This is a genomic window from Bacteroides sp. f07 (assembly GCF_042854785.1).
GTDB lineage: Bacteria > Bacteroidota > Bacteroidia > Bacteroidales > Bacteroidaceae > Bacteroides.
This window is the reverse complement of sequence record NZ_BAABXI010000001.1, coordinates 2,448,426-2,463,612: the sequence shown is the minus strand read 5'-3', so window position 1 is coordinate 2,463,612 and position 15,187 is coordinate 2,448,426. Positions and strand designations below refer to the sequence as shown.

The following is a 15,187-nucleotide window of genomic DNA, read 5'->3' as shown; positions in this document are numbered from 1 at the left end:
TCGTTGTCTTTTCGTTAATTAACCGTTCCACGAGGCGTCGAAGTCATGCACCACGTCGATAAGGGCCTGCGCCATCTGTTCCTTGAAGTGCTGGATCTCGGCGGTCTGGCCTTCGGGCGATTTCAACAGGTCGATGGTCTCCACGCTCATCAGGTTGGTGATGTTGACGATGACCTGCTTGGGAGCCGCCGAAGATAGACGCCCCGTACCGGAGTAGTTGCCGCCCGCGCCGCCGTCGTCATCTCCTATGTTCGTGATGCGGTTGGCGTTGAACGGGGAGGTATCATTCGAGTCCGGCTCGTTGGCGTAGAGCGCGGCCGAGAAACCCGCCTTGCGGAGGATGTTTTCCGCGGCTTCCGAAGAACCGCCGAATACCTGGCGCAGGGTGCCGGAAAGGTTTACCAACAGGTGGTGCACACGCTGCCGGCCGGCCAGCATCTCCTGACGCTCCTTGTCGGTAGCCTGCGCGTTCAAAGCCTTCTGCACCCATAGCCCGTCTTTGTTCTGCGTAAAGCCGCCACGGGGCAGCTCGCCGTAGTCGAATCCCGACTTTTCGATCAGGGCACGGGCTCCGGCCATGCTTTCGATGGCGTCGAGATAGCCTTGCGCCGCCGTGGTAATGTGTTTCACGGTGGTGCTGTTCTGGTAGGCGGCGTAGGTAGGTGTATAGGCCGCAGCCACCTCCGGCAGGTCTCCGAGAGCGTTAGTATAGGTAACCTTGCCGTTACGCTCGAACCAGAAAGGTTTGTCCAGACCGAGTTTCTTTGCGGCTTCGGCTGCCGTTACCGCCTGCTGGCCGTATTTGAGGGCGATGTTCTCGATAAAGGCACGGACTTCAAACGGGTCGGACATCTTGCCGAACTCGGCGTAGGCGGCATTCAGACGCGACTGGCTGTCACGGCGGGCAATGGCCGTAATGGCCTCGCGGCTGTCGTCCTGACGGGCGTCTTCCGGACTGTACACATCGTCGATCGTAAGCATTCCCTCCGACGCACCGACGGCGAAGCTCCCGGCCCAACCGGACCACCAGTTTTTGGTAAAAGCGCCGATCTTATGGCCGCTGCTCTCCTCGATGGTCTTGCCCGTGGTCAGGTCGTCCACCGCCTTTTTGGTGTCGAGGGCCTGCTGGTAGGTTTTGTGCAAGGCCGCGTACAGGTCTTCAATAACCGGATAGCGGTATTTCTCGTTGGCGGTAATGTCTTCCAGTACGGCATCTTTGGCTTTCTTAATCTGCCATGTTTTGTAAGCGACCCAGCCTAACGCACCCACTAAGGCCGAAATGCCGGCCGTGGCGGCTACGGCGGTTGTGCCGATGGCACTCAGGGAACCAGCGGCACCGACCAGACCGCCGCCCGTAGCGACCTGCGAGGAGAACAGCGATGAGAATCCGGCACGGGCGGCGAAGGAACCGGCACCGCCTTGCAGCAAGGCACGTCCCATCGCTCCCTTGCCGCTGACTCCGGCGGCCTGCAAGGCTGTGACAAGTGCCCGTTTGTTCCCGAAAGAGAGTGCTTTGATTCCTCGGGCACCGGTCAGGCCGGTCAGACCGGAAACCAGCTCGGCGATGGAGTTACCGGCGGCCTGTTTGCCGATAAAGCCGACCGCAACACCGACATTGGTCAGGGCACCGGCAAGTTTGAACAGCCGCGTGGCGACAAAGCCCGTGAACAGAAGCGGCTCGATCCAGTAAAAGTTGCGGGTCATCCACGAAGCGAAGTTGCCCAGCACGGAGAGCAGGCTCATGACGCCCTGCCCGATGGAGGCGAGTCCTCGGGCGAACTCGCGGGAATTGAACTTGGCAAGGAAGTCTTTCAGCGTGCTCCGGATGACCGGCTCGACGAGTTCGTACCCCTGCATGAAGGATTCCGTGAGCTGGGAGGTCATCTGGTACCACAACCCCTTGGTCGTGTCCTGCTTGACCTGTGCCAGCTCGGAGGAGATGCCCTGCGATGCCCGGTTCTGCGATGCAAGCGTGCGGAGCTGTCCGTAGTTGCTGACGAACATCATGGCGGCGTTGCCTCCGATCTTGCCGAAGATGGTCTGCATGTCGGCCATCGTCGCCCCCTTCTTGTTCAGGTCCTCGAAGATGTCGGCCAGCGGACGCAGTTTTTCCACCTGCTTGCCGTAGATGTCCTCCATGCGTGTAAATTTCACACCCAGGCGGTCCAACGCCTCCCGTGCCTCTTTGGTCGGCTTGGCGAAACGGGTGGACATGGCTCGCAAAGCCGTACCCGCCATCGTTCCCTTGATACCCATGTTGCCGAGAACGCCGATAGCGGCGGACGCCTCCGTGAAATCGACGCCTGACAGACGCAGGTAACCGGCCGCCATCTTGAAGGATTCGGCCATCTCGATGATGTTCACGTTGGAACGCGAAACGGTAGAGGCCAGGATGTCGGCCACCGAGCCCATGCTGGTGTTCTTGATGTTGTAGCCGGTCTGGATGTTGGTGGCGAGGTCGGCGATTTGCGAGATGTCGTTGTCCCCGATGAGCGCAAGGTTCGTAATCGGGCGGATCGATTCGTTGATGGTCTCGATACCCATACCGGCCATGCTGAGGAATTTCACCGCACCCGCCACCTCGATGGCCGTGAATTTGGTTTCAACGCCGATGCGGCGCACGTACCGGGCCATCCGGTCGAAACGTCCCTCGAAGGTCGCCAGGTCGGAATCGGCAACCCGGAGAATCGAGTGTGCCGACTGCATGATGTTGGAATACTCGACGGCCTCCGTGAACTGCGTGCGCAGGAAGTTGTAGGCCATATAGGCGTTGAGCATCCCGGCCATCGGGAGGTTCCGCCACGACGGAGCCTTGGAATACTGAATGCGGTTGATGGCCGCACGGCGTTTACTGCCGTACACGGAATCCTCGAAAGCCGCCTGACGGCGCATGGAAGTCACCGCACGGGCTGCGTTGCGCCGCCGCTGGGTCTCCTCGGCCTGACGGCGTTTCTTCTCCGCGTTGAGTTCCTCACGGCGGGTGCGCTCGGATGTCTTGCGCAACTCCCGGTCGGCACGCGCACGTTCGTTTTCCCGCTGGCGTGCGACACGCTCGGCGGCACGGATCTCCGACATCTGGCGGAAGGTCTCCACCTGCAAGGCGGCTTTCTCTTTGGCCTGCTGCATGCGCTGGCGGTTCATGGCCTCGTCCGCATAGAGACGTTTGTTCAGCCCCGCCTGCTCTTTGTCGGAGAGTCCGGCCGCCGCGACCGGAGCATACGGAGGCCGCACGACCGGACCGACAGGAACGGAGGTTGCCGGAGCTGCCGTACCCAGATGCAGCGTCATAGAGGCAGCACCCCGGATATTGCCTAAAAGTGTGAGAATCTCCTGCAAGCGTACACGGGCCGCATCGGTCTTGATGTTTACTTCACGCCCTTTCTCTAAATGAGCGAGGGCCGAGTTGATTTTGCCGATGGAACGGGTGACCGTCCGCTGGGTGTCCATGACGCTCTTGACTGCCGAAGCGGCATTCCGTTTCGCCTCGGCCTGCTGCTCGTCCAATTTTTTCTTGCCGACCAGCTTATTGGTCTGATTACGGAGCGCACGGCCGTCGATTTTCTCACCGGGATTGATGGTCAGCCTGATGCCCTGCGTCAGCTCTTTGATTTCGGTCAGCAGGTTCTTGACACCCTCCAGCCGCTTCTCCGTCTCGCCGGTCCGGATTTCCAGGTCGAAGTTGAAATCCTTCTTCTTGCCGTTCTTACCACGGAAGGTCTTTTCCACGGCCTGCATCATCTCGTTGATGTTGGTCACGACCGGCGCAAAGCTCACACGGCCCTTGCTCAGCTTCTCGACGGCATTGGCAAAGGCGGTGACCTGCTCGGTTCCTTCCGTGGCATTGACCCTTATATCGTAATAGACTTCGTAATTCTGCGTTTGAGCCATGAATAGCGTGTTTACATCCGTTGAAAGAATAGCCCTTTTCGGCTGCCGGGGACTGAAAAGGAAAGCCCCGCAGTCACAAGGGCTGCGAGGCTTCGGGAAGCGGATCAGGGAGACGGCGGTTGCAGGGTCAGACGGGAGACGAGTACCTGCTGGTGAAGCCACAACGCCTCCTCGGAGAGCATGGCGAACTCCTCGTCCGTAATGCTGTCGAGATGAACACCCGGAAAGTAGTGGCGGATATAGATCAGCCGCTGACGAATCCGCTGGTCGTCACGTACCGCCCAGGTGTCTATCAGTTTACCAGCAGGCTCTGACGGGTGGTGATGATCTCCGAAAGCTGCGACATCAGACCGAAGAGGAACAGCGATTCGTTGTCCACCAGTTCCTTGTCGCCGTCGAGGAAGCAGTCGCGGGCGAGCTGACGCATGGCGTTCACCTCGTCCTTCTTCGATGCCGCCATGAACTTCGAGAACTGCGGGAAGGTCGGTTCGCCCATGTAGGCGACGTAGAACTCTTTCTCGCCGCATTCCGTATCGCCGAACACGACCATCGGATAGACTTTGCGGACTTTCTTCTCGGCCTTCAGCGCGGCCGCTTTCTCCTTAATCTGGGCTTCCTGCTCCAGCGTAAGATTCTTATCTTCCATTTCTGCGTGATATTTGGTTACAAAAAGGAATAGCGGCTTTATCGCTTCAACGGGTGTAATTTCGCAGATAAAAATTGCCTATCTGCCTGTTTATTCGTATCTTGCAACAGGTTTCGAGGTAATACGAGACCTGTTTATATATAGGATAAGAACCTGCTTTTGCGGTCATATTCCGTCAGATAACAACGATATTGATATATAGAGAAAATGAAGATACAATACGCAAGCGACCTTCATCTGGAATTTGATGAAAACAGCCGTTTTTTGCAGAAACATCCCTTGACCGTAACGGGAGATATTCTTGTTCTTGCCGGTGACATCGGACATCTGGGCGATAAATACTGTGAGCGACATCCGTTTTGGGACTGGGCAGCCGACCATTACGAACAAGTAATCGCTATTCCGGGCAATCATGAGTTTTACCGGGGATTCGATATGGCAACGATGGAAGACGGATGGAGTTATGCCCTTCGTCCCAATGTTCGTTATTACAACAATCACATTGTATCATGGGGTGCGGAAGTCGATTTGATCGTGACAACTCTGTGGGCACAGATTCCGTTCGACAAAGCTGCGGAAACCGTTATGCGTGTGAATGATTTTAGGAATATCCGTTGCGAGAACGACATACTGAGGTGGACCCGCTTCAACGAGGAGCATTTTCGCTGTTTTCGGTTTCTGAACGAGGCCGTAAAACGGAGCAAGGCCAAGCACATCGTGGTCACGACACATCACGTCCCCTCATCGCTGCTGATGGCTCCTGAATTTCAAGACAGTCCGATCAACGGAGCGTTTATGGTGGACCTGACAGACTATATCGAAGCGTGTCCGATTGAATATTGGATATACGGGCACTCTCACCGAAACATCGACGCAACGATCAGAAACACCAGATGCCTGTCGAATCAATTAGGATATGTCGGTGGCAATGAGCATATTTCATTTGATCCGACTCGATATATTGAGATAGTCGAGGAATAATCTTTGTACAAATGTACCACTGTATTGAAAATTTGTGGTAACTTTGTACAAAAGATAAAAGAAGACATGGAGCATATTGAGAACATCATACGGAATAATGGAGGCTACATTACTGCGAATCAGGCGAAGGCCGTAAACCGCACAACGTATTACAAGGTACTGGAACTGGTCAGAAACGGAGATTTGGTTCGCATACGCCCAGGTGTGTATCTGTTGCCGGATGAAATGGCTAAAACCATGATTGATGTTGAGAAAGTCATTCCGGGGGGTGTTCTGTGTATGTACTCTGCATGGTCTCATTATGGACTGACCACCCAAATACCGACTGAGTATTATATTGCCATAGCGCGCAACAGAAAAGTAAGGGCTCCTGAATATCCTCCCATTACGATATATCGATGGGATGAAGTGGCCTATGAAACCGGAATCACACATACCGTCATAGAAGGGATTGCTGTTCCCGTTTATGACATCGAAAAATCGGTCTGTGACGCCATAAAACACCGGAACAAAGTCGGTATTGATGTCAGCTCCGAGATACTGAAAAACTACCTGAACCGCCAGACGCGGGACATCGATAAACTGATGAAATACGCCAAAATTATGCGTGTAGCATCGACAATGAAAAAATATCTGGAAATACAGCTATAAAATATGGGAGAAAAAGATTATGGAAAATCAGTCAGGGCAAAGCTCCTGAACATATCCAAAGCGGAAAAGTTGGGTTACCAGCTCATATTGACCCGTTACATTCAAGAACGCTTGTTGTATCGCCTGTCTCAAAGCCGTTTTCGGGAGAGACTCTTTCTGAAAGGTGGTGCGTTGCTGTATGCTCACGAACAGTTCCGTGCACGTCCGACCTTGGACATAGACTTCCTCGGCGATAAAATCAGCAGGGACAAGGAGTTTGTAAAAATGGCATTCGAGGAGATATGCGCCGTGTCTTGTCCGGAGGATGGTGTGACGTTCGACACAGAAAGCATCTCGGCTGAAGAGATTACGGTAAACAAGGAATATCATGGCATACGACTCCATGTTACGGCTCGGATGGATACCATCCGTCAAATCATTTCAATGGATATCGGGTTCGGAGATGTAATTACACCGAAACCCGAAGAACTGGACTATCCGGTATTGCTGAAAGAAACTCCGGCTGTCAATATCATGGCCTATTCATTGGAAACGGTCGTAGCGGAGAAATTTCAAGCCATGATTGATCTGGCGGAAGAGAACAGCCGGATGAAAGACTTTTTTGACGTGTACCGCATTCTGGTAAGCAACAAAGTGAACGAAGAGATGTTGCAACAGGCTATTGTCGCCACCTTCTCGAATAGAGAAACCGGATACAAACCGGATCACATCTTGTTTACGGAAGGGTTCGTGAAAAATCCGACACGTATTGCTTTCTGGAAAGGCTTCTTGCGGAAAATCAAATACACGGAGGAGCTGTCCTTTGAAACAGTAATGACCGTAATAAAAGAACGATTGCAGAAATACTGGGAAACACTTTATATTCAAGCATAATAAACGATGGTATCTGCATGGAAATCAGATGCCATCGTTTATCTCAGTAACGCTTTACTGTCCTTTTTAGATTTTCTGGTCACACTCCGGCCTGTCGGCATATCTCCGGAACACGAAAACAGTAAATAACTCTCAAATTTTTACCAATTTACCTTCGATACCGCAGCGTTCCAGCACTGCGGTATTTTCTTTGTCGAAAGCGATCAGGCAGGACGGAGCGCCTGCCGTACCTCCCTGCTGTCCTGTCACGTGATAGAAACTCAGACGTCCTTTAATAAACAGAATGGAATCCGCATTCGGAAACACCTGCTCGTGGAATAACCTTGTGTCTGTTCGCGCAAAAGTCAAGGCAATGGCATTGCGGTGTTCCACGCAACGCCTGATAAACTGTACGATGAGTGCCGTGTCATACGGAGGATTGCAGAACACGCGCCCGAACCATTGTTGCTTGAGCCCGTCATCTTCGATGGTGTAATGGTGTGCCGCCGTATTCCACGGTCGGTCCACGGGAGCGCAAGGGTCCAAATCGAACGGCCCCAACCGCCGCAGAATATGTGGCGGTGTGAGCCATTCGTTTTTCCCTGTCGAGGATTTTCCTTCAAAAGTTACATCCATAATCCGTCCCTAAATGGTATCCCCGTCACCGATTTGGATATCGAACGGATTGAGGTCGAATTCATGCACGATATTGGTGTCGTCCTGCTGGCTCTCCATGCCGTCCTCGCTGAAGATACAGCCTTTCAGCGTGACGGTGGTGGTCGTCCAGTCGTCGCTGGCCATCGGGTTGGCGAACGAGATGATCAGGTCGAACTCTCCGATGTCCATCAGACTGCCGTAGGTAGAGCGTAGGGTCTGCTGCGTGGCATAGTCCATCGTGATGCTCGCCGTGTAGGAGATGTTGCCGAAACCCCGGCTGACCGGTTTCCCGCCCAGACCGTAGTTGGGCTCGATTTTGCGTTTCTTGCTCCATTTGATACCCGAAACGCCTTCGAGTACGGTGGAGCCTTCCTCGATGCCCAAGGCCGTACTGGCCAGGGTAATCATCGACCAAGAGTATGCGACGTTGTTTATGATTGCCATGTTTACATCTATTTAGCGGTTAGTGATAAGCCCTCCTCGACATAGATTTTCACGGCCACGCCGACAGGTACGATGACATAGCTGATGCGCAGCGTATCGTCCACCAGCACGTTCTGGTTGGGGTCGATGGTCACGGCATAGCCGCTGATCTCCTGCGCCGTCTGCATCTTGGCCAGTATGTCACCGATCAGGGTCTTGAAGGCCGTGATTTTCGAGGGTGCGAGAAAGCCCGTTGCAGGATTCACCATCAGAGGGCTGTGCAGATACGGGAGCAAGGCTTCGCGCACGGCACGGCGGCTCTTGTTGATGGTGCGGTTGCGGGCAATGGTGCGGTAGTCTCCGTTGGAGCAGGTCTGGTCTTTGGAGATGTAGATACCGTTCTCCCGGCCAGAATACTTGATGGGGAAAATGTATCCCTTGTCATCCAGCTCGTCCAGCAGCACCGGCGAGAGGGATTCGTACAGGTTGGTCGATACGAATTCGTCCTCGGCATCGAGCGTAAGGTCGCCGAACCCGAGTTCGATCTGCTGGAAATCGTCGGTAAAGAGGTTGAACTGACGCACCCAGGCGATGGACTCGTGAACGCTTGCCTTGGCAAGGGCACCCATGACAGCACCCAGAAAACCGACCGGCGTATGGTTCGGGTTGCGGTACTGAATCGTCGCGTTCTGGTCGTTTCGGGCCTGGCCGAAGATGACGCTGGTACGGGACGATTCGCAGATGGCCGACGGAATGCGGTTCAGGTCGATGACCTTCGCCTCTTCCGTGTCGCCGCCCGTGTTGGACGGGTTGGCACACAGTACCACTGACAGAGGCTGGTTCAGCTCGGCCAGAGCCACTGCCTTGTCGTTGATGCCTTTGACGAGGTTCAGGTTGTATTTTTCCTGCTCGCCGTTGAGTTTCCACAGCGGCTGCTCGGTCCAGATACCCACCTGCGAGATGAGCCCGTCTGCGGCACGCTGCATCACGTCGAGGGCATCCCAGTTCTCGGAGCAGTCCGCGAACATGACATACAGGCGCCCCGAACCGTCGATGTTGCCGCTCATGCGGAAAAACTCGCGGATGTGATAGGCCGGAATGCCGAACAGGAAGTTTTCGTTCGTCTCTTCGTCAAGGTCGCACGCGACACGCTCCTTGATGCCGAAGTCCTGCACGGAGGATTTGCGGCTGGTGATGCAGATTACATCGCCCAGCGCCACGTTCGCCTCGTTGCTTTTACCGTAACCGGAGGTAAAAAGGTCGGGCTGCCCCGATACGTCGAACAGCAGGCCCGTGATTTTCTCGTTGCTTGCGGATGCGGCATACGGCAGGTTGCCGTCCACATCCTTGATGATTACATTGCCTAATGCCATATCGCCTGCGTGTTATGATTTGTAATAGGGATTCTTGTAAAGAATAGCTTTGCCCCGGATGGCCGGAGCGGTCTGCGGCGTGTACATGCTGCCGTCGGCATCGATGTAGAGTTCCTTGTAGTCGGGGAACTTTCCGAGGATGGCCAACGCCGCAGCAGGAATCTCGGCCGCCGCTTTCTGTACCTGTTCTTTCTTCGGGGATTTCTCGGTTGCCGTATCTTTCTCTACGGTTGCTGCCGGCGGTGCGGCTACTGTCGCATCCGGCTGGGCGGTATCTGTTTCGGGAATGGTCGTTTGAGTCTTTGCCATAGATAGTTCGGTATGAAAAAGGGGGATGGAGTATGGTGTCCATCCCCCGCACGTTGATATTCGGTGATTCGGTAAAGGGTTATGCCGTTTTGGTGTAGGCCGTATGGACGACGATCTCGGCAGGCTTGACAATGTTCACGTCCATCTTCATGCGCATCTGGAAGAAGAAGAGCTCCGAGTTGGATTGCAGACGGTCCACCTTCAGGACCTCGGTGTCGTTGGCGTAGTCTACGCCCATCCACAGGTTGGAGTCCATGCCCGACGTGAAGTTGCCCATGACGATGGTGTGCTCCGGCACGCCCGTGATCGGGATGATGCGCTTGCCCTTGAAGCGGTAGCGGTTCACCTCGCTGTTCTCGGAGTATTTCACCATCTTGTCGGTGATATACTGATCGTAGGCGTCCCACGCTTCCCAGCCCATGACGATGCTCAGGCCCGAGCGCTTGCGGATCTGCTTGGGACATTTCCGCCACATCGAGTAGAGGGCTGCCTCGACCGCAGCACCGTCCTTGAGCTCGGTCGTACCGGAGACGATGCACTGACCGCCTGCGATGGTCTGGGCGTCGGTGGCGTTCACGTTGTCGATGATACGCTTGATTACGCCGTCGAAGTATTTCTCCTTACCGGCTCCGATCTGCACGGCACCGGCAGGAGCCGTGATGCCTGCGGCGGCCGCACCGCCCTTGGCCGAAGTCCAGATGGCATTGCCGATGAACTCGTTTTTCTTGTCCATCAGAAGGCGCAGCATCGTGGCCTGCAACTTGGGATCGAGCTCGCGGAAGACGAGGTTGCCCGTCGGCTGCGCGAACTTCCAATACGCCTCGAAATCGCGCGGGTTGAATTCGAGGTAAACCATGAACTCGGCGGGTTCGAGATGACGCTCCGTGAACTGGTATTCGTTCTCGCCGTTCTCGCCTTTGGCTCCGTGCGAACTCTGGGGAGTGGGGACGTTGTCCTGAATGATGTCTCCCAGCCGGATGGCGGGAAGAGTGTACTTATGCTGGATGCCGGACTTGATGTGGATCAGACCCTCGCGGAAGGTGTCGTTGCCCTGCGCCGTGTAGGTGAGCAGGTCTTCCAACACCTCTCCGGCATAGCCGTTCTGTAAGAAAGTTACTGTATCTGCCATTGTGTTAGTGATTTTCTGGGTTAGAATCTCGGCCGCGAACAGGGAGCATCGACTCAAAGCGGTAAACCACTTCCGGCAAATCAGTTTATGTGTATCGAGGTGGCGGGACGGTACGTCTCCCGCCGGACGGGGCTATTGCAGTTTCTTGAAGGCGAAGTCCTTGCCCACGACGGCTTCGACCTGTTCGGCCATCTTCTGGCCGGCACTCTTCAGGGCATCGGCGGCCGCTTTGGCGTTGTCGGGGTCGGTGGCGATCTGCTCGCTGATTTTCTCGCGGGCGGGAATCGAACCGATGGTGTCCTGCACCAACTGGAAGTTCGTGGCAGCCATCTCTTTCCATCCGGGCACCGTATCCGCCTCAATCTTGCCTTCGTCCACAGCTTTCTGCAAGAAGCTCTGAATGGCACTTGCTTTGGCATCGGCCTCTTTCTGTTCATAAGCCTGCAAGCGGGCTGTGGCACTGTCAAGGTCTTTCTGGAGATTGCCGATGGTGGCGTCCTTACCGGCGATGACGGTCTTTGCGTCGTTCAGTGCTTTGTCCGCTTCGGCCAGTCTGGCCTCCACACCGGCCAGCTCCGAGATGCGGGAGAGCACGTCCTTGACCCCGTTCTTCTCCTGCATGCCGAGCGAAGCGACCACCGCGCTGTATTCCGGGGATAATGTTTTCTCTTCGTTCATGGATGTGTGATTAAGTTTCGTATTAAGAATAGAGGTTTTGTTCTCCGAAGGGTGATTCTCTGTTTCGGACGGGGTAATACGGCTCATTACGGCTTGTATGGCCGCCGTGTCCGTGATACCCGACAGATCGGCGCGGACTTTATCCCGAAGCTGCTTATTGGTCTTCAGCACATGGCTTTCGGGGATGATGCCCGCCTTCACGGCTGCCGCGGCATCGAAGAATGTCCCGTCCTGCCCGGTATCTCCGTCCATGATGGCCCGGACTTTCTCGCGGCTCAACCCGAACCGCTTGCGGTAAATGGTCTCGATCTGCGTTGTGAAGGCTTTGACCAAATCGGATTGTTCCCCGTCATCGTCAGGCAGGAACGGGTTGTGAATCATCAGAATGCCGTAATCGCGCATGAACGACTTGTCCCCGGCGGCCCAGATGACGGAGCCCATCGAGGCGGCCATGCCTTCGATGACGCATTCGGTAGGCACCGAAGCGTTCTGTATGGCGGCATAGACCGTCATGCCGTGCAGTACCGAGCCACCCTCCGAGTTGATGAGTACCCGGATAAGGGAGGGACGCACGATGTTCTCCAAAAAGTCGAACGCCTCGCTGAAACGCCCTGCACTCTCTTCCGTGATGCGGCCGAAGAAGCGGATGGAAGCCGGACGACCGGCGCCCGACTGACAGACGATATGTTCAAAAGTTTCCGTGTTCATCTTTTCCTTTGGGTAAGAATAGCTTCGCTCGTGTGAAATGGTTTATAATCCGCTTCCGGGGTCATTCGGGACATCCTCGTCCGGCTTTTCCTCTTCGGGTTCTTTTTCATCCTCCTCCGGCAGGTCCGGCACATCGACCGACGGCTCGAATCCCGTAACCTTTTCGTAAACCGGCTCGGCGTGATGCCCGTGTCCTGCCGTGTCGTGCTGCGGAGCATCGGCATGTTGCGTGAAGGGCGGCATGACCAGATAGCGTTCGACCCAGTTCCGGTATTTCCAGGCGGAGGATTCCCGGAACCAGACCTCGTAATCCACCCAGTACGCCTGCAACATGTTGGTCGTCACAGGCATGTCGAAGTAAAGGAGATTGCACCGCTCCGTGAGTGCCGGCTCATGGCTTTTGGCATCCTGAATGGCGACGTTCAACCGCTGGAAAACGATGAACGGGTCGCATTCCCGCTCCGGATCGGTGTGATTGAGCGTATTGAGGATGAAGCGGATGCGCATGGTGGCGCGGCCCTCGCCGATACGTTGCTGCTGTACGAGGTAGCGCACGTTCACAAAGCGGATGAAGATGGCCGGAAAGGCGATTTCCATTTCCAGATTCTCGCTGCGCACGATTCGGGAGAACTGCCCCGTGTCGATCATGATGGTCTTGAAAAACGGCGGACTTTGCGGCTCTTCCGGATTTGCCCGCAATGTGAGGATGGCACGGCGGACAGCCTGATACATGTTCACGAACGGATTCTCCGATACCTGTTCGGGCACGACGACCGCAGGTTGTTCCGCTCCGAGAGCGGAACCGTTTACGGGTGGATTATATGGTTTCTTGTCTCTGATCATGGGTTCGGAAAGGGAAATCCCCGGAACAGGATGGGGATAAACAGTTGGTTGATGGTATGGTTCAATTTCGGGCTGATGCCGATAAACTGCCGTTGCTCAGGTAGTTTATCACTACCTTTATTAACTTTATAAAGTTTCAGCGCTGGATCGGTATTGTGTATGGCAGCATAGCATTTTAGGTGTCCATATTGTCCATGCTGGTTATGGTTGGTCGGTTTGGTTCGGATGGTATAATGGGCTCCCCGGCGGAAAATCTTCCTCAGTTCACCGTAGCCGCGTTGGGTGATGTTGGTTTTGTCCATACGACTGACCTCCCCGGTGATGGAGCGCGCCAAAGTTCCGGTTTCGTTCATTACGGGATGGGTGAATTTCCGACCCCAGCGTGATTTGCGCTTTGGCCACGGCTTGCCGCTGCCGTAAAAGCCGCCTTCGGCAAAGCTGGTGCGGAACCGGCTCTTGGAGTATTCGCCGGCCATTGTCACGAAGTCATGGGTGTTGAACTCCATCTTGTTGGGCAGATACCGGCCGTTGCCTTTCGGTGCCCACTGCTCGCAGAATTGTTCGAGGGTGATTCTCATGGCTACGGGTTGGTATCGGTTTGTTTTACACCACGGGGATGACCGTAACGTTTGTAGTATTCCTCGTCCGACATGATGCCCCGGTCGGAGGAACTTCCGCCGACTGCAATGCCGCCTCCCATACCGGGTATCACGTTGAGCTGCTTGCCAACCGCTATACCGAACTCTTTCTCGATTTCGTCCGCCGCCACTTCGTATTTGTCCGTGATGAGCGCGTAGAGCTTGATACGGTCCTCGTTGTTCATGTCGATGCGGTTGGAATACTTGAATTCCAGTCCGGCGGGGATATAGCCCATCTCTACGAGCCGGGGGATGATCTGCTCGTTCATCACGTTCTCGATGTAACGGCGGTACACCTCGATGCGGTCGCGGAAGATGTCCTGATGTGCCTTGGTGGAACCGACATACGACTGCATGCCTCCGGCCATTGACTCGGAGCCGAGAATAAGGTTCGAGACCTCCCGGTTGGCAAACTGAATCAGGCCGGTGTAAATCTTCTCGCTGTTGGACATGGTGAAGGTCTTGATATCCACCTCGTCTTCCAACCCCGTCACGATCACCTTGTTCTGGGCGGCATTGGAGATGTCCTGCGCCAGACGCTTGCGGTCCATGTTGTTTTCGCTGACGGTCTTTCCGTGGATGATGGGCTGGCCGTAGGTATGACTGAAATTGACGTAGTTGGCGACCGTGAACTTTTTGGCGAGAATCAACGGTGTCGTGGCCGAGAAAAGTCCCAGGTCTCCCGTCTTGATGAGCACATAACGTTTCCTGTAGGCGGCCGAGCGGATGTCCCAGTGCGGAAGCCACAAGCCCTGCCGCTTGACGACGATACCCTGTTCGGGCAGGACGTTGCGACGCTCGATACTGTTCACTTCTTTTAGGCGACCCGTATCAGGGTCGATATCGGGCATGATTTCCAGCAGCGTGTAGCCGTAGAGCTTGGCCTCGATGACACCACGGATAATCTTGTCGAACTGCGAACCCTGTATCTTCTGGCTCTCTTTGATGTCTTTGACGTACTTGCCCTTGTCGTTCTGACGGGCAAGCATATAGCGGTCTCCGAGAATCTGGCTTTCGAGCGTCTCGATGACGGCGCGGATATGCGCATCCTGTTGCAGACATGCATCGTACAGGTCGATCAGACGCGCCCGGTCGTCGAGAATGGTCCCCAACTGCATGTTCGAGCGCACCGAACGGTAGCGGTTGTGCCGTTCGATTTCCCGCACGTATTCCTGAATCGTTTTTTTCGACGTGTGGAATATGCTTTCGAGTAGTTCGCGGTTAAATGTTCCTTCTTCCTGCATTTTTTTCGGGTTTCAAAAAGAATAGTTTGATCCCGAAAAAATGGGTTATCCGACACCCTCAGACCATACGAACAAATCGGTTCCAATATGTTCGGTTTACCATACAAAATAGGCGGACGTTTATTTACAGACTTTTTGTCTGTTTTTATGCGGAAAAACTAATTGTA

The 15,187-nt window shown here is 54.8% G+C and carries 14 protein-coding genes; 3 read left to right on the top strand and 11 right to left on the bottom strand.

Features of this window, described 5'->3' with window-relative positions; translation table 11 throughout:
- Positions 1–18: 18 nt before the first annotated feature.
- Both ACGHVY_RS10065 and ACGHVY_RS10060 read right to left on the bottom strand, forming a co-directional pair.
- The gene (locus tag ACGHVY_RS10065) at positions 19–3,888 is read right to left on the bottom strand and encodes a phage tail tape measure protein (protein ID WP_390598771.1); all 3,870 of its coding nucleotides are present in this window, start codon (positions 3,886–3,888) and stop codon (positions 19–21) included.
- Between the two features lie 292 nt (positions 3,889–4,180).
- Complete coding sequence (locus tag ACGHVY_RS10060; RefSeq protein WP_390598770.1) at positions 4,181–4,534, bottom strand: hypothetical protein; 354 nt, start codon at positions 4,532–4,534, stop codon at positions 4,181–4,183.
- A gap of 207 nt (positions 4,535–4,741) precedes the next feature.
- Between ACGHVY_RS10060 and ACGHVY_RS10055 the strand changes: the two genes are divergently transcribed.
- From ACGHVY_RS10055 to ACGHVY_RS10045, 3 genes are all read left to right on the top strand, one after another.
- On the top strand, positions 4,742–5,515 hold the full coding sequence (locus tag ACGHVY_RS10055) for a metallophosphoesterase (RefSeq protein WP_390598769.1): 774 nt from the start codon (positions 4,742–4,744) through the stop codon (positions 5,513–5,515).
- 66 nt (positions 5,516–5,581) lie between these two features.
- The gene (locus tag ACGHVY_RS10050; RefSeq protein ID WP_390598767.1) at positions 5,582–6,166 is read left to right on the top strand and encodes a type IV toxin-antitoxin system AbiEi family antitoxin domain-containing protein; all 585 of its coding nucleotides are present in this window, start codon (positions 5,582–5,584) and stop codon (positions 6,164–6,166) included.
- A gap of 3 nt (positions 6,167–6,169) precedes the next feature.
- Positions 6,170–7,039: a nucleotidyl transferase AbiEii/AbiGii toxin family protein gene (locus ACGHVY_RS10045; RefSeq protein WP_390598765.1), complete on the top strand. Its 870-nt coding sequence runs from the start codon at positions 6,170–6,172 to the stop codon at positions 7,037–7,039.
- Between the two features lie 132 nt (positions 7,040–7,171).
- Here the strand turns inward: ACGHVY_RS10045 and ACGHVY_RS10040 are convergent, their stop codons facing one another.
- The 9 genes from ACGHVY_RS10040 to ACGHVY_RS10000 all read right to left on the bottom strand — a co-directional run bounded on the left by ACGHVY_RS10040 (position 7,172) and on the right by ACGHVY_RS10000 (position 15,020).
- A complete protein-coding gene (locus ACGHVY_RS10040) occupies positions 7,172–7,654 on the bottom strand; it encodes a DNA N-6-adenine-methyltransferase (protein ID WP_390598764.1) in 483 nt (160 codons plus the stop codon).
- A gap of 9 nt (positions 7,655–7,663) precedes the next feature.
- Positions 7,664–8,119, bottom strand: coding sequence for a hypothetical protein (locus ACGHVY_RS10035; protein ID WP_099290257.1), 456 nt, complete (start codon positions 8,117–8,119; stop codon positions 7,664–7,666).
- 8 nt (positions 8,120–8,127) lie between these two features.
- Positions 8,128–9,471 carry a DUF2586 family protein gene (locus ACGHVY_RS10030; RefSeq protein WP_390598763.1) on the bottom strand — a complete coding sequence of 448 codons (1,344 nt, stop codon included), beginning with the start codon at positions 9,469–9,471 and terminating at the stop codon, positions 8,128–8,130.
- Positions 9,472–9,483: 12 nt separating this feature from the next.
- Complete coding sequence (locus ACGHVY_RS10025; RefSeq protein WP_390598762.1) at positions 9,484–9,780, bottom strand: hypothetical protein; 297 nt, start codon at positions 9,778–9,780, stop codon at positions 9,484–9,486.
- Positions 9,781–9,859: 79 nt separating this feature from the next.
- Complete coding sequence (locus ACGHVY_RS10020) at positions 9,860–10,909, bottom strand: hypothetical protein (protein ID WP_390598761.1); 1,050 nt, start codon at positions 10,907–10,909, stop codon at positions 9,860–9,862.
- A 132-nt stretch (positions 10,910–11,041) separates the two neighbouring features.
- Positions 11,042–12,295: an ATP-dependent Clp protease proteolytic subunit gene (locus tag ACGHVY_RS10015; protein ID WP_390598760.1), complete on the bottom strand. Its 1,254-nt coding sequence runs from the start codon at positions 12,293–12,295 to the stop codon at positions 11,042–11,044.
- A gap of 42 nt (positions 12,296–12,337) precedes the next feature.
- A complete protein-coding gene (locus ACGHVY_RS10010) occupies positions 12,338–13,138 on the bottom strand; it encodes a hypothetical protein (protein ID WP_390598759.1) in 801 nt (266 codons plus the stop codon).
- Positions 13,135–13,716, bottom strand: coding sequence for a hypothetical protein (locus ACGHVY_RS10005; RefSeq protein ID WP_390598757.1), 582 nt, complete (start codon positions 13,714–13,716; stop codon positions 13,135–13,137). Before ACGHVY_RS10005 ends, ACGHVY_RS10010 begins: the two co-directional genes overlap by 4 nt.
- 2 nt (positions 13,717–13,718) lie before the next feature.
- On the bottom strand, positions 13,719–15,020 hold the full coding sequence (locus ACGHVY_RS10000; RefSeq protein ID WP_390598756.1) for a DUF935 family protein: 1,302 nt from the start codon (positions 15,018–15,020) through the stop codon (positions 13,719–13,721).
- Between the last annotated feature and the right edge of the window lie 167 nt (positions 15,021–15,187).

Excerpts from the sequence above, each read along its gene's own strand:
- ACGHVY_RS10065 (WP_390598771.1), bottom strand. The coding sequence starts at position 3,888 with ATGGCTCAAACGCAGAATTACGAAGTCTATTACGATATAAGGGTCAAT.
- ACGHVY_RS10060 (WP_390598770.1), bottom strand. The coding sequence starts at position 4,534 with ATGGAAGATAAGAATCTTACGCTGGAGCAGGAAGCCCAGATTAAGGAG.
- ACGHVY_RS10055 (WP_390598769.1), top strand. The coding sequence starts at position 4,742 with ATGAAGATACAATACGCAAGCGACCTTCATCTGGAATTTGATGAAAAC.
- ACGHVY_RS10050 (WP_390598767.1), top strand. The coding sequence starts at position 5,582 with ATGGAGCATATTGAGAACATCATACGGAATAATGGAGGCTACATTACT.
- ACGHVY_RS10045 (WP_390598765.1), top strand. The coding sequence starts at position 6,170 with ATGGGAGAAAAAGATTATGGAAAATCAGTCAGGGCAAAGCTCCTGAAC.
- ACGHVY_RS10040 (WP_390598764.1), bottom strand. The coding sequence starts at position 7,654 with ATGGATGTAACTTTTGAAGGAAAATCCTCGACAGGGAAAAACGAATGG.
- ACGHVY_RS10035 (WP_099290257.1), bottom strand. The coding sequence starts at position 8,119 with ATGGCAATCATAAACAACGTCGCATACTCTTGGTCGATGATTACCCTG.
- ACGHVY_RS10030 (WP_390598763.1), bottom strand. The coding sequence starts at position 9,471 with ATGGCATTAGGCAATGTAATCATCAAGGATGTGGACGGCAACCTGCCG.
- ACGHVY_RS10025 (WP_390598762.1), bottom strand. The coding sequence starts at position 9,780 with ATGGCAAAGACTCAAACGACCATTCCCGAAACAGATACCGCCCAGCCG.
- ACGHVY_RS10020 (WP_390598761.1), bottom strand. The coding sequence starts at position 10,909 with ATGGCAGATACAGTAACTTTCTTACAGAACGGCTATGCCGGAGAGGTG.
- ACGHVY_RS10015 (WP_390598760.1), bottom strand. The coding sequence starts at position 12,295 with ATGAACACGGAAACTTTTGAACATATCGTCTGTCAGTCGGGCGCCGGT.
- ACGHVY_RS10010 (WP_390598759.1), bottom strand. The coding sequence starts at position 13,138 with ATGATCAGAGACAAGAAACCATATAATCCACCCGTAAACGGTTCCGCT.
- ACGHVY_RS10005 (WP_390598757.1), bottom strand. The coding sequence starts at position 13,716 with ATGAGAATCACCCTCGAACAATTCTGCGAGCAGTGGGCACCGAAAGGC.
- ACGHVY_RS10000 (WP_390598756.1), bottom strand. The coding sequence starts at position 15,020 with ATGCAGGAAGAAGGAACATTTAACCGCGAACTACTCGAAAGCATATTC.